The sequence below is a fragment of the Streptomyces cinereospinus genome (genome assembly GCF_042430725.1).
Taxonomy (GTDB): domain Bacteria; phylum Actinomycetota; class Actinomycetes; order Streptomycetales; family Streptomycetaceae; genus Streptomyces; species Streptomyces cinereospinus.
Window position 1 is genome coordinate 15,101 of sequence record NZ_JBHMCY010000018.1, and the last position, 20,656, is coordinate 35,756.

At 71.7% G+C, this 20,656-nt stretch carries 17 protein-coding genes and 2 pseudogenes; 9 read left to right on the forward strand and 10 right to left on the reverse strand.

What is annotated here, in order from left to right:
• Positions 1 to 4: 4 nt before the first annotated feature.
• From ACFF45_RS12015 to ACFF45_RS12025, 3 genes are all read right to left on the reverse strand, one after another.
• A complete protein-coding gene (locus tag ACFF45_RS12015; protein WP_381345570.1) occupies positions 5 to 1,432 on the reverse strand; it encodes an MFS transporter in 1,428 nt (475 codons plus the stop codon).
• Between the two features lie 239 nt (positions 1,433 to 1,671).
• A complete protein-coding gene (locus ACFF45_RS12020; RefSeq protein ID WP_381345571.1) occupies positions 1,672 to 2,319 on the reverse strand; it encodes a nitroreductase in 648 nt (215 codons plus the stop codon).
• A gap of 262 nt (positions 2,320 to 2,581) precedes the next feature.
• Entirely contained in the window at positions 2,582 to 4,963 is a 2,382-nt protein-coding gene (locus ACFF45_RS12025; protein WP_381345573.1) for a phosphoketolase family protein, read from the reverse strand.
• Positions 4,964 to 5,519: 556 nt separating this feature from the next.
• On the opposite strand from ACFF45_RS12025, the gene ppk2 reads away from it, so the two are divergent.
• The 3 genes and pseudogenes from ppk2 to ACFF45_RS12040 all read left to right on the forward strand — a co-directional run bounded on the left by ppk2 (position 5,520) and on the right by ACFF45_RS12040 (position 8,056).
• Complete coding sequence (gene ppk2, locus ACFF45_RS12030; RefSeq protein ID WP_381345575.1) at positions 5,520 to 6,323, forward strand: polyphosphate kinase 2; 804 nt, start codon at positions 5,520 to 5,522, stop codon at positions 6,321 to 6,323.
• A 261-nt stretch (positions 6,324 to 6,584) separates the two neighbouring features.
• Positions 6,585 to 7,051: pseudogene (locus ACFF45_RS12035) on the forward strand (alpha/beta fold hydrolase); the annotation flags it as partial.
• A gap of 153 nt (positions 7,052 to 7,204) precedes the next feature.
• On the forward strand, positions 7,205 to 8,056 hold the full coding sequence (locus ACFF45_RS12040; protein WP_381345577.1) for a Vgb family protein: 852 nt from the start codon (positions 7,205 to 7,207) through the stop codon (positions 8,054 to 8,056).
• Positions 8,057 to 8,374: 318 nt separating this feature from the next.
• On the opposite strand, the gene ACFF45_RS12045 is transcribed toward ACFF45_RS12040, so the two are convergent.
• The 3 genes from ACFF45_RS12045 to ACFF45_RS12055 are packed head-to-tail and all read right to left on the reverse strand — an operon-like array spanning position 8,375 to position 9,944.
• Positions 8,375 to 8,800, reverse strand: a complete 426-nt coding sequence (locus ACFF45_RS12045) for an arsenate reductase ArsC (protein WP_381345579.1) — start codon at positions 8,798 to 8,800, stop codon at positions 8,375 to 8,377.
• Complete coding sequence (locus ACFF45_RS12050) at positions 8,797 to 9,570, reverse strand: aquaporin (RefSeq protein WP_381345581.1); 774 nt, start codon at positions 9,568 to 9,570, stop codon at positions 8,797 to 8,799. The genes ACFF45_RS12045 and ACFF45_RS12050 overlap by 4 nt, the downstream gene beginning before the upstream one ends.
• On the reverse strand, positions 9,567 to 9,944 hold the full coding sequence (locus ACFF45_RS12055) for an ArsR/SmtB family transcription factor (protein WP_381345582.1): 378 nt from the start codon (positions 9,942 to 9,944) through the stop codon (positions 9,567 to 9,569). The genes ACFF45_RS12050 and ACFF45_RS12055 overlap by 4 nt, the downstream gene beginning before the upstream one ends.
• Positions 9,945 to 10,034: 90 nt before the next feature.
• Here ACFF45_RS12055 and ACFF45_RS12060 point away from each other — a divergent pair, with 90 nt between their 5' ends.
• Both ACFF45_RS12060 and ACFF45_RS12065 read left to right on the forward strand, forming a co-directional pair.
• Entirely contained in the window at positions 10,035 to 10,553 is a 519-nt protein-coding gene (locus tag ACFF45_RS12060; protein ID WP_381345583.1) for an ArsI/CadI family heavy metal resistance metalloenzyme, read from the forward strand.
• Positions 10,554 to 12,407: 1,854 nt separating this feature from the next.
• On the forward strand, positions 12,408 to 12,857 hold the full coding sequence (locus tag ACFF45_RS12065; RefSeq protein ID WP_381345584.1) for a phosphotransferase: 450 nt from the start codon (positions 12,408 to 12,410) through the stop codon (positions 12,855 to 12,857).
• 128 nt (positions 12,858 to 12,985) lie between these two features.
• Here ACFF45_RS12065 and ACFF45_RS12070 read toward each other — a convergent pair whose 3' ends face one another.
• Positions 12,986 to 13,171, reverse strand: coding sequence for a hypothetical protein (locus ACFF45_RS12070; RefSeq protein ID WP_381345585.1), 186 nt, complete (start codon positions 13,169 to 13,171; stop codon positions 12,986 to 12,988).
• A gap of 278 nt (positions 13,172 to 13,449) precedes the next feature.
• On the opposite strand from ACFF45_RS12070, the pseudogene ACFF45_RS12075 reads away from it, so the two are divergent.
• Positions 13,450 to 13,653, forward strand: a pseudogene (locus ACFF45_RS12075) (class I SAM-dependent methyltransferase); the annotation flags it as partial.
• Positions 13,654 to 14,016: 363 nt separating this feature from the next.
• The gene (locus tag ACFF45_RS12080; RefSeq protein WP_381345586.1) at positions 14,017 to 14,400 is read left to right on the forward strand and encodes a transposase; all 384 of its coding nucleotides are present in this window, start codon (positions 14,017 to 14,019) and stop codon (positions 14,398 to 14,400) included.
• Between the two features lie 124 nt (positions 14,401 to 14,524).
• On the opposite strand, the gene ACFF45_RS12085 is transcribed toward ACFF45_RS12080, so the two are convergent.
• On the reverse strand, positions 14,525 to 15,250 hold the full coding sequence (locus tag ACFF45_RS12085; RefSeq protein WP_381345588.1) for a DUF4241 domain-containing protein: 726 nt from the start codon (positions 15,248 to 15,250) through the stop codon (positions 14,525 to 14,527).
• Between the two features lie 528 nt (positions 15,251 to 15,778).
• On the opposite strand from ACFF45_RS12085, the gene ACFF45_RS12090 reads away from it, so the two are divergent.
• Complete coding sequence (locus tag ACFF45_RS12090; protein WP_381345589.1) at positions 15,779 to 17,092, forward strand: vanadium-dependent haloperoxidase; 1,314 nt, start codon at positions 15,779 to 15,781, stop codon at positions 17,090 to 17,092.
• A gap of 379 nt (positions 17,093 to 17,471) precedes the next feature.
• Here ACFF45_RS12090 and ACFF45_RS12095 read toward each other — a convergent pair whose 3' ends face one another.
• Positions 17,472 to 18,002: a DUF6584 family protein gene (locus ACFF45_RS12095; protein WP_381345590.1), complete on the reverse strand. Its 531-nt coding sequence runs from the start codon at positions 18,000 to 18,002 to the stop codon at positions 17,472 to 17,474.
• Between the two features lie 113 nt (positions 18,003 to 18,115).
• Positions 18,116 to 18,760: a TetR/AcrR family transcriptional regulator gene (locus tag ACFF45_RS12100; RefSeq protein ID WP_381345592.1), complete on the reverse strand. Its 645-nt coding sequence runs from the start codon at positions 18,758 to 18,760 to the stop codon at positions 18,116 to 18,118.
• A gap of 121 nt (positions 18,761 to 18,881) precedes the next feature.
• On the opposite strand from ACFF45_RS12100, the gene ACFF45_RS12105 reads away from it, so the two are divergent.
• Positions 18,882 to 20,624 (forward strand): CocE/NonD family hydrolase, encoded by a 1,743-nt coding sequence (locus ACFF45_RS12105; RefSeq protein ID WP_381345593.1) that lies wholly within the window; start codon positions 18,882 to 18,884, stop codon positions 20,622 to 20,624.
• The last annotated feature ends 32 nt before the right edge of the window (positions 20,625 to 20,656 follow it).

Sequence of the window (20,656 nt, forward strand, 5' to 3'; positions counted from 1 at the left end):
GGTGTCAGCCCGTCGGCACGCTCGGGTCGGCCTCCGGCACCCCGGCCGACCGCCCTCGGGAGAACAGCCGGTGCACCAGGAACCCGGCCAGCAGACACACCGCCAGCACGAGGAGGGTCGTCGCGGTGGCGGCCCTCGCGTGGTCCGCCACGGAGTGCGCGCCCTCACCGGGGTCACCGCCGAGCATCGCGCCGAAGACGGAGCCGATGACCGCCACCGAGCAGGCGTGGGCGAGCTGGGTGACCGTCAGCAGGACGGCGCTGGCCGCGCCGCTGTCCTCCGGCGGAGCGGTGGTCAGCACGAGGGAGATCAGCGGGCCCGCCACCAGCCCCTGTCCGAGACCCAGCATGCCCAGGGCACCCGGCATCACGGCCAGTTGGAGGGAGACCGGGGCCCAGCACACCGTGCCCGCGAAGATCGCCAGTCCGGCCGCCATCAGGGAGATGCCGCCCAGCGCGGTCCGGCGTTCGGTGTGCGCGGGAATGCGCCCGCCGACGGCGCTCGCCAGCGCGAATCCGGCGGACAGGGGGCAGAAGAGCAGGCTCGCGACGAGCGGACTGCGCTCCAGCCCGTCCTGCACGTAATAGGCGAGCAGGGCAAGGAAGCCCTGGTTCCCGGCGTAGAAAGCCAGGACGGCGGCCAGCCCCCGGGCGAAGCGGCGCTGCCGGAACAGGCCCGGGGGGACGATCGGGGACAGCGACCGCGCTTCGAGCCGGCGCTCACGTGCCCAGAACACCGCCAGCAGGGCGCCGACCGCGCCCAGCGCCGGTACGACGTACGCGGGGCGCAGCCGGAGGGAACCGCCGAGCACGGTCAGCAGCAGGAAGAGTGCGCCGCCCAGGAGCACCGCGCCCATGACGTCGAGCCGTCTGCGCGGACCGTGGCTCTCGGGCACACGGTGCCAGGCACCGGCGATGATCAGCACGCCGATGGGGAGGTTGACCAGGAACAGCGCACGCCACCCGAGGTCGAACGGGTTCCACGCCATGAGCGCCCCGCCGCACACCGGTCCGGCGACCCAGGCCAGGCCGATGGTGGCGCCGTAGAGCCCCACCGCGCGGCGCCGGGCCGCGGGGGGCAGCGAGGCCCGGATGATCGCCAGTACCTGGGGCAGCATCAGCGCGGCGGTCAGGCCCTGAGCGACCCGGGCCGCGATGAGTACGCTCGGCGTCGTCGCGAGGGCGCAGACCGCCGAGGTGAACGTGAAGCCCGCGGCGCCCCACAGGAAGACCCGTCGGCGGCCGAGGACGTCACCCAGCCTGCCCCCCGTCATCAGGGCGACCGCGTAGGCCGTCGTGTACCCGACGACGACCAGCTGGGTCTGGGCGAAGGACGCTCCGAGCGCGCTCTGCAGCGTGGGAGCCGCCAGCAGCATGATGCTGGCGTCGAAGCCGCCGATGAAGGTCGCGGTCAGGACGGAGACGAGGACCATGCCTGACCCCGCCCCCGCGCCGGCCGCGGCTCCGCCGGGGTCCGGAGTTCGCCGAAGAGTTCCCATGGACTGATTGATCCATATGGCGCTCTTCGCGTCCAAGTCCTGTTGCTTTTCAACTGATAAGCCAAAATGCTCAGACTTGGACGCGAGGCGGAATGTCGACGGCCGGGCGACCGGCGCCGGTCAGGTCGGGGATGAGCGGGACCGGCGGCTCGCAGTGGCCGGCCCGTGACATGTCAGGGCCTGAGGTCGAGCACGTCCCAGAGGGGACGACGCGGCGTGGCGGGTCCTGTCGGGCCGTAGCCGAGGCGCAGGACCATCTGCACGTACCCGGTGCCCGTCACCGGATCGCGCAGTGGCCAGCGCAGGTCGGGCCACTCCAGGGCCTGGGTGACGAAGGAGCTGGACAGGCCCTTGAGGGTGGCCAGCAGAAGGACGCGCTCCATCGCCTGGCCGGCGCGCAACCAGTCCTCCGGGCGGTCCCGTGCCGTGCTCAGCAGGGCCAGGTGAGGCTGCTGCTCGAACTCGGCAGCGGCCCGGCCCGGCACCGGCCGGCCGCCGGCGAAGTCACGCGTCGGGGCCCTTCCGCCGAACCTGCGGGGACCGAAGGCGTACTCCGGCACCCCTGCGGCGGCCGAGTCCGCGAACGGGACACCGCCGTGCGTCCACTGCCGCAGGTCTTCCCCGACGCCGCGATCGGTGAGGTTGCGGGCCTCGGCCTCCTGCGTCAGCTCCAGCACCTCCCGCAGATGCCATCCGGTGGGGAAGGTGAGCCAGGCCCCTTCGTCGCCGGCGGCGTCCACCACGGGCAGCTCGCCCTCGTCCGACGGGAACAGGTCGGGAAGCGCCGGCCCCGTACGGAGCCGTACCGTCACACCGGTCATGTCAGCCTCCTCGTCTCGCCCTTCCATCGTCGTGCGCCGGCCACGGACGCGCACGGGCCGGCCGGCCCGGTCCGGGGGGCCGTTGGTCCCCGTCCGGCGGGGCCGGGCGGACGCGGTCGTCCCGCACCGCCCACGGACGAAGGCTCCGGCCGGCCCCGACCGCATGGAACGGCGTGGGCGGCACGTGACGCTCGGCCCCCCTCGGTCACCGGACGGGCGGCTCGCTCGAACGAGCACGTCCCACCGGTCCGGTCGACACCGGTCAGCCGTCCCAGGACCAGTCGGCGACCTCCGGAAGGTCGGTGCCGTGCTCCCTGATCCAGGTGTGGTGGCGCTGACGCGCGTCCTGCATCCGCTGGCGCACGCCGGCGGCCCGTACCGCGAGGCCGGGCACGCGGTCGACGACGTCCATGACCAGGCGGTAGCGGTCCATGTCGTTGCGGACCACCATGTCGAACGGCGTGGTCGTGGAGCCGATCTCCTTGTAGCCCCGCACGTGCAGGTTCTTGTGACCGGTGCGGCGGTAGGCGAGGCGGTGGATCAGCCACGGGTAGCCGTGGTAGGCGAAGACCACCGGCTTGTCGGCCGTGAACAGCCCGTCGTACTCGAAGTCGGTCATCCCGTGCGGGTGCTCCTCGCTCGGCATCAGCCGGGCGATGTCGACCACGTTGACGACGCGGACGGCGAGCTCGGGCAGGTGCCGGCGGAGCAACCGGGTGGCGGCCAGGACCTCCTGGGTGGGCACGTCACCGGCGCAGGCCAGCACCACGTCCGGCTCGCCGCCGTTCTCGGAGCCCGCCCACTCCCAGATCCCCGCGCCGCGCGCACAGTGGACCGCGGCCTGGTCCATGGACAGCCAGTCGAAGCAGGGCTGCTTGCCCGCGACGATCACGTTCACGTAGTCGCGGCTGCGCAGCGCGTGGTCGGCCACCGACAGCAGGGTGTTGGCGTCCGGTGGCAGGTAGACCCGCACGGCTTCCGGGCTCTTGTTGAGGATGTGGTCGACGAAACCGGGATCCTGGTGGGAGAAGCCGTTGTGGTCCTGGCGCCACACGTGTGAGGTGAGCAGGTAGTTGAGGGAGGCGATGGGGGCCCGCCAGGGCAGGCGGCGGGTCACGCGCAGCCACTTGACGTGCTGGTTGACCATCGAGTCGACGATGTGCACGAACGCCTCGTAGCAGGAGAACAGCCCGTGCCGTCCGGTCAGCAGGTAGCCCTCCAGCCAGCCCTGGCAGGTGTGCTCGGACAGGATCTCCATCACCCGGCCGTGCCGGTCGAGGTGTTCGTCCCCTTCGAGGGTGCCGGCCTGCCACGCCTTGCCACTGGCCGCGTAGACGGCCTGGAGTCGGTTGGAGGCGGTCTCGTCGGGGCCGACGAGGCGGAAGTCGCGCCGGTCGGTGGTGGCGCGCATGACGTCCTCCAGCAGGTCCCCCAGGACGCGGGTCGGTTCGTGCAGGGTCGCGCCGGGTTTGTCGACCTCGACGGCGTACCGCTCCAGCGGCGGCAGGGGCAGCTCGCGCACGAGCAGCCCGCCGTTGGCGTGCGGGGTGGCGCCGAGCCTGCGAGCGCCCTCGGGAACGCAGGCCAGGACGTCGGGGACGGGGCGGCCGTGCCCGTCGAACAGTTCCTCGGGGCGGTACGACCGCAGCCATGCCTCCAGCTGCCGCAGGTGGTCCGGGCTGTCGCGGACCGCGGACAGGGGGACCTGGTGGGAGCGCCAGGTGCCTTCCACCGGCAGACCGTCCACCTCGGCCGGACCGGTCCAGCCCTTGGGGGTGCGCAGCACGATCACCGGCCAGCGAGGACGGTCGCTCACCCCCTCCTCGCGCGCGGCGCGCTGGATCGCAGCGATGCGGTCCAGGGCGCTGTCCATGGCCTGCGCCATCGCGCGGTGGACCGCTGCCGGGTCGTCACCGGTGACGTGGACCGGGTCGTGGCCGTAGCCGCGCAGGAGATCGTCGAGTTCGTGCTCCGGCAGCCTGGCGAGCACCGTCGGATTGGCGATCTTGTAACCGTTGAGGTGGAGGATCGGCAGGACGGCGCCGTCGTGGACCGGGTCGAGGAACTTGTTGGAGTGCCAGGAGGCCGCCAGTGGGCCGGTCTCCGCCTCGCCGTCCCCGACGACGCAGGCGACCAGCAGGCCAGGGTTGTCGAGGGCGGCCCCGTAGGCGTGCGAGAGGGAGTAGCCCAGCTCGCCGCCCTCGTGGATCGAGCCCGGCGTCTCGGGCGCGACATGGCTGGGCACCCCGCCGGGGAACGAGAACTGCTTGAACAGCCGGGCCATGCCGGCCGCGTCCCGCGTGACGTCGGGGTAGGTCTCGGTGTACGAGCCCTCCAGCCAGGAGCCCGCGACCACCGCGGGTCCGCCGTGGCCGGGGCCCCAGACGCACAGGGCGTCCAGGTCACGGGCCCGGATGACACGGTTGAGGTGCGTGTGCACGAGGTTCAGGCCCGGCGAGGTGCCCCAGTGTCCGAGCAGTCGCGGCTTGACGTGCTCCGGGCGCAGCGGCTCGGTCAGCAGGGGGTTGGCCATGAGGTAGATCTGTCCGACGGACAGGTAGTTCGCGGCGCGCCAGTGGGCGTCCAGCGTCCTCAGCTCGTCGTCGGGGAGCGGGGCCGGCGCCTGCTGCGTGTCAGCGGACATCGTGGTGCCCTTCCGGATCGGGGTTCGGAGGTGTGCACGCGGATCCGTACGTCCCCACCCTTCCCGAGCCGCCGGGTCCCCGACAGGGCCGACCGGGCCATCCCGGGGCCGCGGCGTCCCGGTCACCCGTTCGTCGCACCGGCGTCGCCGGGCAGCGGGAGGCACGCACAGGACGTGTGCGACCGGACCGAGCGGCGGTCCGAGCCGCCCTCCGCGCCCGCGCGGGCCCGTGACCACGACGCCGGACTGGTGCGCTCCCGCCGGCAGGGGGTGGGCCGGTGCGGCGGACCGTGCGTCCGTCGGGTCTCCGTCCCGCGGTCCTCGGGCAGCGCCGGTGGCGGCGGCGAGCCCCGGCCCGTCGTGCCCGGCCCGGCGCCGACCGGGCCGCGCCGCGGTTCGGCAGCGCCGGGCCGAGGCAGGGCGTACCGGTGCGGCGTGCGGCGCGCCGCCGCTGCCGCTGCCGCTGCCGCTGCCGGCCAGGGCAGCGCTGTGGCCTCCGCCCGGCAGACGACTACGTTGGAGTCACCCACGTGGACGCTCGGGCATGGGAGGCGGCATGGCAGGGAGAGAGGCGGCGCAGCTGCCGCGCAAGAGGTACGAGCAGGAGCTGCACCGTCTGCAGACGGAGTTGGTGAAGCTTCAGGAGTGGGTGCGCTCCGAGGGCGCCCGCCTGGTCGTGGTCTTCGAGGGCCGGGACGCGGCCGGCAAGGGCGGCACCATCAAGCGGGTCGCCGAGCACCTCAACCCCCGCGTCGCCCGGATCGCGGCACTGCCCAAACCGACCGAGCGCGAGCGCACCCAGTGGTACTTCCAGCGGTACGTCGAGCATCTGCCGGCCGCCGGGGAGATCGTGCTGTTCGACCGCTCCTGGTACAACCGGGCCGGGGTCGAGCACGTGATGGGTTTCTGCACGAAGGAGGACCACCGGCTCTTCCTGCGCCAGTGCCCGATCTTCGAGCGCATGCTGGTGGAGGACGGGATCCTGTTGCGCAAGTACTGGTTCTCGGTGAGCGACACCGAGCAGCAGGAACGCTTCCGGCGCCGACTGGAGGATCCGGTGCGGCGCTGGAAACTGTCGCCGATGGACCTGGAGTCGATCACCCGCTGGGAGGCGTACTCCCGGGCCAAGGACGAGATGATGGTGCACACCGACATCGCCGAAGCACCGTGGTACGTGGTCGAGAGCGACGACAAGCGGCGGGCGCGGCTGAACATGATCGCCCACCTGCTCGGCTCCGTGCCGTACCACGAGGTGCCGCCGCCGGTGCTGGAGCTGCCGGAGCGGCCGCCGTCGACCGGCTACGAACGCCCGCCGCGCGATCTTCAGACCTACGTCCCCGATCACGCGGCGAACCTGTGAGGCACCGGCCGGGCCCCGTGTCTCCGGGTTACCGCACGGTCACGGCGGGCAGGCGGGAGGGTTCGCCGTCGCACCCGGCGCAAGTCTCCCCCGGCACCGGCACCGGCACCGGCACCGTGGCCTGCCTGACGGACGTTCAGAGCGCCACCCGCCCCCCGGGACTGGTAGGCGCCGCCCGCACCCACCTCGGGAACTCCCACCCCCACGGCCGGTGAGAAAAAACAGTTGCCCTCGCTGTCCGCACGCAGACAGGGTGCGGTGGTGATCGGAACGGAGACCGGGCTCCCCGTCGCGGACGGAGTCCTGTCCGGCGTGGACTTCGGCGGTCGCGGTGTGGGCGTGCTGCTGTTCCACGGCAGTGGGCACAACGCTGCTGCCTGGACGGAAGCGGCGTCGCACCTGGTGGGCGCGTGCCATCCGGTCGCCCTCGGCCTGCGTGGCCCTGGGCAGACCCGGCTCGGCTCCACCGGTCCCGAGCAGTACTGGCGAGACATCGGTAGCGCCGTCACCGCGCCGCCCCGGGACCGCCCCGTATCGGTGGGCCGTCGCACCGGCGGGTACGCGGTGACGGCCGCCACTGCCGGTGGACACGTGGAACCGGCCGCTCTCTGCCTCGTGGACGGCGTGGTGCTCGATGACCGCAACATGTCACTCGCGGGCATGCGGACGCGCGGACCACCGAGGCGGCGGACCGTCTGCGGACCCTGTTCCGCTACGGCTGTGCGGCCGGCCGCCGGCTGATCGACATCGGCTCGCACCACCACGTCCCATGACCCGGCCCGCCGACCTCGCGGCAATCGTTCTCGACTCGACCTGGTGCGAGGCCGAGCTGCGAAGCCGGTCGGGATCGCTGACTGAACCCACCGTCGCAAGGAGTTGCCGTGCACCATTCCGATGCCCCGGCCATCAGGGAGATCCCCGTGGCGGACAAGAAGGCCGGGCCTTACGGCATCGCGGCCGGAGCCGACGGTGCACTGTGGCTCACCTTCGCGCACAGCGGTCGTGTCGCGCGTCTCACCCTCGACGGCGAACTCAGCGAATACCCCCTGGACCCCTCCGACTGCCGCCCCGCGGTCATCACCCCCGGGCCCGACGGAGCGCTGTGGTTCGCCCGGTCCCAGGACCACCGGATCGGCCGTATCACCGCCGACGGGGAATCGGAGTCCTTCCCCGTACCGACACCCGGCAGCGGACCCTACGGCATCACTGCCGGTCCGGACGGAGCGATGTGGTTCACGGAGATGAACAGCGACCGCATCGGCCGCATCACCGGCAAGGGAGAGATCGCCGAGTTCGCCCTTCCCCACGCGGGTGCCTTTCCCGCGGCAATCACCGCGGGCCCTGACGGGGCTCTGTGGTTCACCCTCAACCAGGCGAACGCGATCGGACGCATCACTGTCCACGGCGACATCGTGCTGCACCCACTCCCCACCGCCGGCGCCGCACCCGTGGGCATCGCCGGTGACGGCACCGCCTTGTGGTTCGTCGAGATCGCAGCGGGCCAGATAGGCAGGATCTCGGTGGATGGCCGGATCGAGGAGTTCCCGCTCCCTGACCGCACGGCCCGGCCTCACGCCATCGCCGCGACCTCCACCGGGGACTGCTGGTTCACCGAATGGGGAGCCAACCGCATCGGCCGCATCACCGAGAGCGGCGAGATCACCGAGTACAACCTGCCGTCACCGTCGTCCGAGCCGCACGGCATCGCCGAGAAGATCGCTTACCACAGCTGAGCGCCGACAGTGGCGCGGCTCGGCTCGCGCCCTGTCCACCTCACGTCGCGGGCACACGGCCCGTCTGCCCCGCCACCGCGCCCGCAAGCCGTTGCACGGGGACCGTGCCGAGCAGTCGGCCGAGGTGACCGGCGATGGCTCGCCGCCCTGCGGGATCCGTCCGGTACCTCGCCGAACCCCGGCTCCCTCCGCGAGCGCCCTCCTCGCCCTGGGGTGCAGGTCCCTTGATCCGTGGGGCCGGTGGTCCGCTGTCACTCGCCGTTGCGGTGGGCCAGGGCCCGGCGGACGCCGCGGACGCCGGTGACCGTGCTCACGGCGTCACCCCGGTGCGACGCCGAGCTCGGCGAGCAGGCCGCGGATGCGCCGCTCGATCTCGTCGCGGATCGGCCGGACGGCCTGGACTCCCTGTCCGGCGGGGTCGTCCAGCTTCCAGTCCAGGTACCGCTTGCCCGGGAAGTAGGGGCAGGCGTCCCCGCAGCCCATCGTGATGACCACGTCGGAGGCCTGGACCGCCTCGACGGTGAGGACCTTGGGGGTCTCGGCGGAGATGTCGATGCCGGACTCCTTCATGGCGTTCACCACGGCGGGGTTCACCGCGTCGGCGGGGGCGGAGCCGGCGGAGCGGACCCGCACCTTGTCACCGGCGAGGTGGGTGAGGAAGGCGGCGGCCATCTGGGACCGGCCGGCGTTGTGAACGCAGACGAACAGCACGGACGGGGCGGACGGGGCGGCGGAGGTGCTCATGAGGACACGGCGCTTTCTTCAGGTCGGGCGGGGGCGGCGAACTGCTGCTCGCCGTGCGGGACGGCGACTTCGTCCCCGGATACGGGCGTCGGGCGGCCGAAGGTGACGGCGACCAGGGCCAGGCCGGCGACCGCGCCGGCGAGCTGGGCGGCGAGGAACGGCGCCACCGAGGCGGGAGCGATGCCTGCGAAGGTGTCGGTGAAGGCCCGGCCGATGGTCACCGCCGGATTGGCGAAGCTGGTGGAGGAGGTGAACCAGTAGGCGGCGCCGATGTAGGAGGCGACCGCGACCGGTGCCAGGTGCGCGCGGCCCGCGCGCGCCAGCCCGAAGACCAGCCAGACCAGTCCCGCGGTGGCGACCACTTCGCCCAGCCACAGATGTCCCGCGGACCGGTCGTGCGTCGACCACTGCACCAGCGGCCGGGCGAACACGGCGTCGGCGAGGACCGCGCCGCCGATGGCCCCGGTGATCTGGGCGGGCACGTACGCGGCCACCTCACGCGGGCTGGGACCGTCGGCCGTACGGCGCCCGGTGAACCAGGCGGCGAGCGTCACCGCGGGGTTGAAGTGCGCCCCGGAGACGGGTCCGAGCAGGGCGATGAGCACGCCCAGGCCGAAGACGGTCGCCAGGGAGTTGGCCAGCAGTTGCACACCGACGTCGCGGGTCAGCTCACTCGCCTGGATCCCGGAACCGACCACCACGGCCACCAGCGCCGCCGTGCCGACGGCCTCGGCCGCCGCCCGCCGCGCGAGCGGAACCGGCGCGCTCACGCGGACGCCTCGACGGGTGCGGCCGGTGCCTCAAGGAGGGCGGAAAGCCTGGTCAGGGCCTCGGGGAGTACCCAGTAGTACACCCAGGTGCCCCGCCGCTCGGAGCCGACCAGCCCGGCCTCGCGCAGCACCTTCAGGTGGTGGGAGATGGTCGGCTGGGAGACGTCGAACGGGCCGATCAGGTCGCACACGCACGCCTCCCCGCCCTCGTGGGAGGCGATCAGGGACAGCAGCCGCAGCCGGATCGGATCCGACAGCGCCTTGAACATCCGCGACAGCGCGACCGCGTCCACTTCGCCCAGCGGCTCACGGACCATCGGGGCGCAGCACGCCTCGTCCTGGCCGAGCACGGGCAGATCAGCTTGATTCGACATGCCTCTATGTTGACACCCGTCTATCCAAGTGGCAAGCTCAGCTGTATCGACAGATATCGATACAGAACCGAGTCCCGAGGAGAGACCGCCATGTCCCGAGTCCAGCTCGCCCTGCGCGTCGCCGACCTGGAGGGCTCGATCGCCTTCTACTCCAGGCTCTTCGGCACCGAGCCCGCCAAGCGGCGCGAAGGCTACGCCAACTTCGCCGTCACCGAGCCCCCGCTGAAGCTGGTCCTCGTCGAGGGCGAGGCCGGCGAGGAGACCCGCCTGGACCACCTCGGTGTCGAGGTCGCCACCACCCAGGAGGTCAACGCCGCCGCGACCCGGCTGAGGGAATCGGGCCTGGCCACCTTCGAGGAGAACGACACCTCCTGCTGCTACGCCCTGCAGGACAAGGTGTGGGTGACCGGCCCGGGCCAGGAGCCGTGGGAGGTGTACGTGGTCAAGGCCGACGCCGGCACCCTGGAGAAGGCCGACGCCTCCCCGGACGCATGCTGCGGCGCCGGCGCCTGCCGCACTCCCGAGGAGCAGGCCCTCGACCCCGCGCGGAGCCCGGCACGGGCGAAGGCCGCCGCCGGGTGCGCCTGCGGCAGCCGACCGGCTGCCTGACGGGCGGGTACCGGCCGGCGCGGACGGCGCCGGCCGTCCGGCTCCCGCCCCGGGCCCGGGCCTGGTTGCCGACAGCGCCGGCGCTGAAGTGGACGCGTAACCGGGCCTGTGCGGCCATCATGGAGTCATGACGGGGATGCAACGGGTGGTCGTGGTGGCTTCGGGCCTGACACTGGGGGTGCTCGCGGGAGTCATCTGCTTCCTGACGTGGGACCGTGCCGGTCAGGTCGCTGGGATCGTGTCCGCTTTCGTCGGCGTCGCATCGCTCGGGGTCGCCCTCTGGGCCACTTCGGCCGCCGCCTCAGCGCCCTCCGGGGTCAGCATTCATGTCTCCGACACCGGCAGGGCCACCGCTCGTGGCGGTGGCAGCGCAAACACGGGTGCGATCGTCCCCACCGGCCTCGGTGGTCCTACAAGGGTGGAGGTCACGGGGACGGGGGAGGCGGAAGCCGACGGAGGACCGGCCAATACGGGGACCGCTCCTCAGTAGGGCGGGCGCAAGCTCGCAGTCATGCGCCCAGGGCCGGCGCAAGGCGCTGTGGGCTGCTGTGTCCGCCGCAGTCGATGTGATCGTTGTGGGCCCGGGGATGTCGGGGGTGGGAGGCTCATGGCCCGGAAGAGACGCGGGGCCGGTGCCGCGAGCGGACCGATAGCGGCTCTCTCGCGATTCGTGCGGCTGGCAGGAACCGGGGCGGCCACGGCGACGGGCGGCGGGCCTGCCAACACCGGATACGTAGGCTCAATGCGCCAGTCGACATCGACGGTGCCGTGAAAACGCAAGCCCGGGTCCGCACTGTCGAGTTCGACGGCAAGAGACATGTGGTCCACTGCGACGTTGACAACCCAGTACTCGCTCGTGGACCGGAACCACCGCTGTCCTGATGTGGGCAACTCCCCCTTGGGCAGACAGTGGAGGGCGGTGCCGAGGAGCACCACCACACACTCCCCCGCCCCGGGGCGGGCCGCTCCCGTGATGGCACGGGGGCGGTTCATGGGGAACGGGCCGCGTACGATGTCGCTCGGGACGGTCACATCAACTCCTCAGTGCGTCTTGTCACTCAGCGCGGTGCGAGCGCGTCCAGCCGCCCGATGTGCCAGTCGTGCCGTGCAGGAGGACCGGGCAGCACGTTCGCGAGCCGAAGCAGAAGGTGGCCGAGACGGCGAGAGCCGCTTCGTGCGGGATCACATCGGTGATGAGATCGACCAGCGCCAGATGCAACTCCCCGCACGGGAGGGGGGTCCGGGTCCATGACTCCCGTACCCGCAAGCCGTCGCCGGTCAGGGCGCGGGGCGCGAGAGCGGACGATCTCTTGACCGGGTTTTCTCCCGCACTCGCGCGTTGCTCTCGGTCCTTACGGTCGCGCGGTCCGATCCGGATTCCGGCTGTCGGTCACTCACGGTAGCGCCGAGTTCGTGACCACCACCCGTAGCTTTCGCGGACTTCCACTCCTGTCCCGGACCTGCTCCCGTCGTGACTGGTTGCATCCGCACCACGACCCCCCTCTCGCGTGGCGGATGGGGGTGCCCGTCCCTCGGCGGCAGGTAGCGAGCCGGCTGACGGGCTCCGCTACCGCACCACCCACGCCCCCATGGTTCGTCATGCGTGGCATACCCCTGCAGGGGCCGCCGTAGCCCTGGATCGTATGCCTGACCGCCCGGTCGCCCGGTCGTCCGGGAGCGGATCCCCGAGATCGCAGGCAAGATCTGGAGACCGACGGGGCGACCCCGGTGACAGCGCGTACTGGCCGGGCTCCGATCTCGGTGCATCGTCCCGGCGGCTCGACACGTCACGGGGTCACGCGGCTGCGAGGACCTCTTCCGCCAGCCGACGCTCCGAGACCGCTCCCGGCCGGTGTGGTCACGCGGAAGGGCTCGCCGAAGCCGCGCCGCTGCATCGCCGCTCTGGACGGCCGTGTCGACGGGGCGCGGGCCGCCGAGGTCTGGCAGGCGGCACTGGACGCCGAATGGCGCGGGACACCGGTGTGGTTCCACGGCGACGTCGGTGGCAACAACCTGCTCGTCGCCGACGGCGAACTGTCGGCCGTCATCGACTTCGGTACCTCCGGCGTCGGCGATCCGGCCTGCGATCTCGTGATCGCCTGGACGATGTTCCGCGGGGACGGCCGCGAGGCGTTCCGGCACACCGTCGGCCAGGATGACGGCACCTGGGCCAGGGCCCGCGGCTGGGCACTGTGGAAGTCTCTGCTGACGGTGAGCGAGTGTGCCGATCCCTGGGACGAGCGGGTTGCCGTCCACTCCCGCGTGATCGACGCGGTCCTGGACGATCACGATCGTTTCGCGTAGCGCGACGGAGCACGGCCGGCGCGCTCCCCTCTGGAAGCGGACTTCCCCGAGGCGGACGGCACGCGGGTGCAGCGTCACCGGTTTCGGGAGGCGAGGTGCCGCAGCGCGGCGCCTCCGGCGCACGAGTACTAAGGGAGGGCGGGAGGCACCGTCCAACCGCCGGCGTGGTGCGGCGTGCCGTGGTGGGGTGCGGGTGTCTGGGGTATTACCCGGGCCAGATCGCGGCGTATGCGTTCGGCTTCACCGCGCACCTGTGCGGGGATGTCTCCGCGCTCGGCGACGAGGCGGCTGAAGATGGGGGTCTCGTGGAACACGGTGAGGTCTGCTCTCTGTCGGGCTCGCGGACGGGGCCGGTCGCGTCGTGGTGGTTACAGCGTCGGGTCGAGGCCGAACTGGTTCGTCGAGTCGGCGAACAGTCCCGGCGCGCTTTCCTGGAGGGGCCGGCTCCCGTCGGCGAGCAGTGAGGTGGCGGTCACGGGCTGATCTTATGGGGTGGCGGGCGAGGGCCGGGGATGGTGGTGCAGCCGACGACGGGCCCCAGGAGCACGTGCTGTGACGTTCCCGCAGTGACGGCCGCCGCTGTCGAGCCCTGGAGCAGCTGGTCACTGCCGGCTTCGATTCGGGTCGGCCTGCGGTCATCGTCTCCACAGGCGTCACCGTGTACCTCACCGAAGACGCCAGCGCGGCCACCCTGCGCCAGATTGCCGGGCTTGCACCGGGATCGACGCTCGTCATGACCTTCCTGCTGCCGACCGAACTCGTCGACGCGGCCGACCGCCCTGGCCTCCGGCAGGCCCGGTTCGACGGGCCCGCGCGGACAGCACGGCGGATCGCCGCGTACCACTCGACCTTGAAGCCGGGCCACTGGCCGACCGGCTGGACCGCCACCCTGGCATGGAGATCATCTGCCGGGACCGGGCAGGCGCCTACGCCGAGGGCGCCCGACGCGGCGCCCCCCATGCTCTGCTGGTCGCTGACCGGTTCCATCTCTGGCAGGGCCTCGGCCGGGCGGTAGAGACCTGCGTCACCGCCCACCGCGACTGCCTGCGCACCCCCACACCCGGCGGCGTGCTGCCACAGGACACCCCACCGGCTCCCGATCGGCCGCACGACGACTCGGAGCCCGTCGGCCGACGGGCCGAGCGCAAGAAGGGCGACGGTGCGGCAGGTGACCGGCTGGCTCACCCGCCACCCCACCGCTCTGACCGAGGAAGACCGCGTCGGCCTGAAAGACGTCCTGGCCCGTTGCCCCGAACTGGACACGGCCGCCGGACACGTCCGTGCATTCGGCGAGATGCTCAGCGGCCGCCTCGGCGCCACGCTCCCTGCCTGGATCAACGCCGTCGACGCCAGCCAGCTACCTGGCCTTGCCGGCTTCGCACGCCACCTGCTCCGGGACCTCGACGCCGTGACCGCCGGCCTCACCCTGGACTGGAGCTCGGGCAGCATCGAGGGAACCGTGAACCGCATCAAAAAGATCAAAAAACAGCTCTGCGGCCGAGCCGGCATCCACCTGCTCCGGGAGATGATCCTGCTGCAGTAGCGCCTCGCCGTGGTTATTCGGGTGCGACTCCCGGTACCTTCCTCGGGCTGTTCCTCCCCGTGCAGGCGGCCACCACGTCCGGCTACGCGACTTGCAGGACAGGAAGGGAGAGGCGGCAGCGACGTCATGCTGTGGCGCCGGCCATCCCACTGGTGACAACGATCGCGGCCACGTCACCAGCCTCGGTGCGGCCCAACCAGACGACGCCACCCGATTCGGCCCCGAACGTGACCAGATCGGCTTGTTGTGACTCGTCGCGCACCCGCTCGCAACCGTCGGCCAGCTGTTCGGTGTCACGCGGTGCAGGCATGCCGTCTACGAACGTGCGAAACGGCGCGGACAAGGTGGTCCACGCGCCTGCGTCGGCGAAGCAGCCAACATTCGCGTCGGAGAAGAAACGGGGCTCATCGCCCGCCTGAAGCTGATCGATGTCCTCGTCGACACCCAGGCCCATCTCCCACCCGACCACAGGGTCGTCGCTGATGCACAGGCGCGTCGCGGCACACTCAACGCCATCGACGTGCTCGCCAAAGAACTCGTACGGGCCCGCCGTCCACGCGATCTCCACTCGGTACACGCCCGGGGGAATGCTCACCGCCAGCTCACGCGGGGGCCTCGTCGGCAGCCCTTTCTCGTATCTCCAGACGTCGTCGTCGTCCCACGGCGCATCGACGACGAGCCGGCCGCTGGGAACGCGGAGGGTGGTCAGCTCCTCGACCCCTGTCACGACTACCGGCGTTGTCGGATCGTCGTACACCGTCCCCAGATGCGCACCGGGCGTGAAAGCCGCCTCCAAGTACCAGGTGGCCTCAGGCCCAGCTGCCAGCCGAGCGTTTCCGGCCCATTCCATGTCTCACCCCTCCTCACCGCCCGGCCGGGCGGTCAACCGAAAGCTACGTGGGCCCTCTGACATCTGCACTTCGCGCATCGTCACGATCCGTGATCGCTCCCCAAGATCTGTGCCAGGACCCAGATCCCACGTACAAAGCCATCCCCGCCGGCCACGCTGCGGGAGCGGACCCGTCCAAGGGCCGCCGACCACAAGCCCGGCATGGCTGTCGCCCTCTGTCAGGGAGACGACGGCACCACGATCGACACCGACGGCGTGGGCGGCCAAGCGCGAGGCCGGAGGTGCCGGTCCGCGGGTGCGCCGAAGTCAGCAGCTCCAGGCGGGTGACGGCAGGGGAGCCGCGCGGCGTCATCGTCCGCCACGCGTACACGCCCGGGAGCTGGACGAGTTCCGCTTGCGGCAGGTGAGCGGCGTCAGTACGGAGCGTCGAGCGGGGAACCACCTCCGCGTGACCATCCGCGCGGGTGAACGGTTACGCCGGTCATGCATGCTTCCACTTCGGGCAGACCGGCTGCCGTGGGCGCCGTCATGTCACTCCTCCTGCTGCTCGCCACAGTCCTGAGCGGCCCCCCGGCCACCGCCGGCAGCCACGCGCCGCCCGCGGCGGACCCCGACGCGATCCGTGAATGGAACACGATCGCCACCGACACCATCAGCGCCAACCTCGGCGCCACCCGCCCCTCCGGCCAGGTCGTCATCTGGCACGGGTTCGTCTCGGCCGCCGTCTACAACGCGGTCGTGGGCATCCGGGGCGACTACGCCCCGTACAAGTGGCGGGCGCGCGGTCCCGCCACCGCGTCGCCCGAGGCGGCCGCCGTGGCCGCGGCCCACCGCGTGCTGGTCACCTACTTCCCCGCCTCCCAGGCGCCGCTCGACGCCGCCTACTCCGCATCGCTCGCCCGGATCCCGCGAGGCAGCGCCAAGACGCAGGGCGTGGCCTTCGGGGAGCGGGCCGCCGAACACGTCATCGACCTGCGCGAAGGCGACGGCCGGGGTGCACCGGTGCGGTTCACCACCCCGCCCGCGCCCGGCGTCTGGCGGCCCACCCCGCCCGCCTACCAGCCGTTCATCGACCCCTGGCTCGGCACGCTGCGCCCGATGCTGCTCACCTCTCCGGACCAGGTCCGTCCCGGCCCCCCGCCCGCGCTGTCCTCGGCCCGCTACGCCCGGGACGTGAACGAGGTGAGGGCCATGGGCGCCAGGACCGGGTCGTCCCGTACCGCGTTCCAGACCGAGACCGCCCTGTTCTTCGGGGGCAACCTGGCGGTGCAGATCCAGGCGGCGCTCCGGCTCTACACGGCTCGGCACCACCTGGGCATCACCGAGACGGCACGGCTGTTCGCCGCGGCGAACACCTCGGCCACCGACGCCGTCGTCGCCTCCTGGGACGCCAAACTCCACTACGGACGCTGGCGGCCGATCACCGCCATCCACCTGGCGCACACCGACGGCAACCCCGCCACCCCGGCCGACCCGCAGTGGCAGCCGCTGCTCGTCACGCCACCGCACCCCGACCACATCAGTGGCCATGCGGCGGTCGCCGGCGCCGTGACCCGGACCCTGAGCGGGCTGCTCGGCACCCCGCGCCTCGACCTCACCTTCTTCTCCGAGGCCACCGGCACCACACGGCACTACGCGTACGCCGACCGGCTCAACGAGGACATGATCAACGCCCGTGTCTGGGCCGGGATCCACTTCCGCTCCGCGGACGTGTCCGGGTGCCGGGCCGGCAGCCGGATCGGCGTCTGGGCGGTCACCCACTACTTCCAGCCGCTGCGCTCCTCGCACACCCCGGCCTCGCCGGCGGTACGACCCACGTGCCCGCAGACCGGCACGCGCTGATGCCCTGACACCTGCCCGGACCGAGAGCGTCGGCGGGTACGTGCCGAGGCGCGCACCCGCCGACGCTCCCGTCCGTGCCGGCCACCGACACCATGCGCCGTTCGCGGGTGCGCGGGTGGCGGTGGCGTGCCGGGCGGTGCCATCGAACGACAGGCAGCGGATCCCCGCCTCGACGGCACCGTCGATGGTGCCGAGCAGGCGCGGCACGGCGGCGGCGTGCCCGTCGTTGCGGGCCGGCCCGCGACGAGCGGCCCACCGGCGGTTGCCGTCGCCGGTCAGGGCAACGTGCGCGGGCGGCCGCTCCGGCGCACACAGGGTCCACCGGCGTTCGGAAGGTCAGGGCACCACCCGGCGATCACGGTGGCCCTCGTGACCTGGGTCAGCCGAAGAGGGCGACGACTCCCCTCACCCAGATCGCGAGGAACGCAAGGGCCCCCACCAGGCAGCCGGCGCCCGCCAGCACACCGCCGACCGTCCACGGTTCGGAGGGTGCCTCCTTGTACTGCTCGTCCGGACCGCCCCGGTAGGAGTCGGGGTCGTCCCAGTCGACGGGGTGCCCCAGTTCCTCGGCGCAGGCCGTCCGCACTGCGACCAGCTGCCCCTCCGCGAAGGCGGTGGCAGCCATCGTCTCGGGACCACGCCAGCCCAGGGCCTTCATCCGCCACCCGGGAGATCCGTACCGCGCCTCGAAGGCGGCGGTCTCGTCGGCGTCGCGGTCCTCTTCGAGGTACGTCCAGCGTCCGGCCTCGGCGGCGTCGCCGTAGAGCCGGTACACCTCGGCCAGACGCCGGCGGAGCGTCAGATCGTACGGGTAGGACGAGACGAGACCGCGCAAACGCTGGCGCGCGACGGGAACCCGGCCGGCGGTCAGGTCCGCTTCGACTCGGGCAAGGGTCTCTTCCAGGGGCATGAACGCATGATCGAGTACCCCACTGATCCACGTCGACCTGTTTTCAGATCGCGGCACCCCGCAGGCGGGGCAGTCACAGCGGCGCCCGTAGACGTGGGGGGCGCCGTCGGCCGTCACACATCCCTGCTCTCGTCGTCCTCGGCGGTGGTCGGCGGCGTGGGGACCAGCACGCTCTGCACGGCGGGTCCGGCCAGCGCGACCAGCGTCTCGCGGTCCGCCTCGGCGAGCATCGGGACACCGACGATGCCTCGTCCCACGACGAGCCCGACCAGCATGGACGACACGATGCCCGCCCGGAGCGTCGCGTTGTCGACGGCGCGCGACGCGATACCGTCGACGAGCAGCCGCTCCTGGAGGAACTCACGCAGCTGGGCGTTGGCCTGGTCGTTGACGATGGCGCCCCGGAGCATCGCCATGAGCGGTTTCGCGCTCGGAGCGTCGCCTTCCCACATGTCGAGGAAGGTGCGGACCACACGTTCGCCGAGGCCGTCCTCCGCTCCCTCGAACGCGGCACTGAAGCGCGTCAGCGCCTCCGCGGGGACGGACATCACCGCCGCGAACAGCTCGTTCTTCGACCGGAAGAACTGCATCACCAGGGAGGCGTCGACGTCGGCGTCGGCCGCGACCCGTCGGATCGTGGTCGCGGTGAAGCCGTCGATCGCGAACCGGGCGCGGGCCGCGTCAAGGATGGCTTGTCGTGTCGTGCTCGTTCCCGGTCGGCGTCCGCGGCGGGCGGCCGGGCTCGTGTTCGTGGCCATGCACCAAAACTACCTTCCTCGAACACGATCTCAACGCGTGTTGAGTTTCCGGGTCCGCAGACGTACGCTCGCGTCGTTGCCGGAGCCCGTCCGCGGGCGAAGAGATGCAAGGAGCTCCCCCATGAGCGATGACCAGAGGATCTACATGCCCTCTCACCCGCTGGAGCCGGGTGCCCGCTACGGGATCCTGAGCGGGTTCGATCCCGGGACGCGAACGCTGGAGGCGGGCTTCCAGATCGCGCCGCCGTTCAAGCCGCTGCCCGTCGACATCGTCCTCGACAAGGACGTACCGGTCACCCTGCGTGACGGCGTGACCATCCACGTCGACGTCTTCCGTCCCGCCGGGGCCGAGAAGGTGCCGGTCATCGTGGCGTGGAGCCCGTACGGGAAGGGCCAGGGGACGTCCGCCAGCGTGATGGGCATCTTCGGCATGGTCGGGCTGGACAACGGCGTCGTCTCGGGTCTGGCGAAGTTCGAGGGCCCCGACCCGGCCTACTGGTGCGCGCGAGGCTACGCGATCTGCAACCCCGACGTCCGGGGCGTGGCCCAGTCGGAGGGCGACAGCGTCCTGTGGGACCGCCAGGAGGGCCGGGACTGCTACGACCTGATCGAGTGGCTGGGCGTCCAGGACTGGTGCACGGGCAAGGTCGCGATGAGCGGAACGTCGTACCTCGCGGTCTCGCAGTGGTTCACCGCGGCCGAGCAGCCGCCCCACCTCGCGGCGATCAACCCGTGGGAGGGCGTGAGCGACGTCTACCGCGACCTGGTGATGCGCGGCGGCATGCCCGACACCGGCTTCGCCGAGCAGCTCCAGAACAACAGCTTCTGGGGCAACAGCCGCAGGGAGGACATCCTCACCGAGGCCGAGCGCCACCCGTTGATGCACGACCTGTGGGAGAACAAGATCCCGCAGTTCGACAAGATCACCGTGCCCGCGTACGTCGTGGCCAGCTACTCCAACACGCTGCACACCGCGGGCACCTTCCGCGCCTGGCGCCGGATGGCGTCCGAGGACAAGTGGCTGCGCATCCACAACACCCAGGAGTGGCCCGACTACTACGACGAGGCGAACACGGAGGACCTGCGCCGGTTCTTCGACCGCTTCCTCAAGGGTGAGGACAACGGGTGGGAGCAGACGCCACGCGTGCGCTACTCGCTCCTCGACCTCGAAGGCGGCGACCAGGTGAACATCCCGGCCGACCAGTTCCCGCCGGCGGACGTCACCTTGACGAAGTACTACCTCGACGGCCGCTCACGGACCCTGGCCACGACGGCACCCACCGCCGAGGCGACAGCCGGCTACACGGTGGGGTCCAACCCCGACGTGGTGTCGTTCGTGACGCGGTTCGACCAGGAGACCGTGCTGGCCGGGTACCCGAAGGCGCACCTGTGGGTCGAGGCGCGAGGCTCCGACGACATGGACCTTTTCGTCCTGGTCCAGAAGCTCGACGCCTACGGCACGCCGCTGCAGCAGTTCACCGTGCCCAACCAGGGTGCACTGATCCAGGACGTCACCGAGCGGGGCGCCTCGATCCTGCGGTACAAGGGCTCCGACGGACGGCTGCGCGTCTCGATGCGCCACCTGGACGAGGCGCTGTCCACCGAGGACGTCCCCGCCCACAGCTTCGACCGGGTGGAGAAGCTCTCACCGGGCGAGGTCGTCGACGTCGAGATCGACCTGCTCCCGGTCGGGCTCGTCTTCTACCCGGGTGAGCAGCTGCGTCTCGTCGTCAGCGGCCGGTCGCTGCTGGGCACGATGATGCCCGGTAACCGCGAGTACGTCCCCGCCAACAGCGGGGAGCACGTCGTCCACACCGGCGGCGAACGCGCCTCCTACCTGCAACTGCCCGTCAGGACCGCCTGATCGGCAGCGGCCCGCTCCGCCTCTGAGGCGGG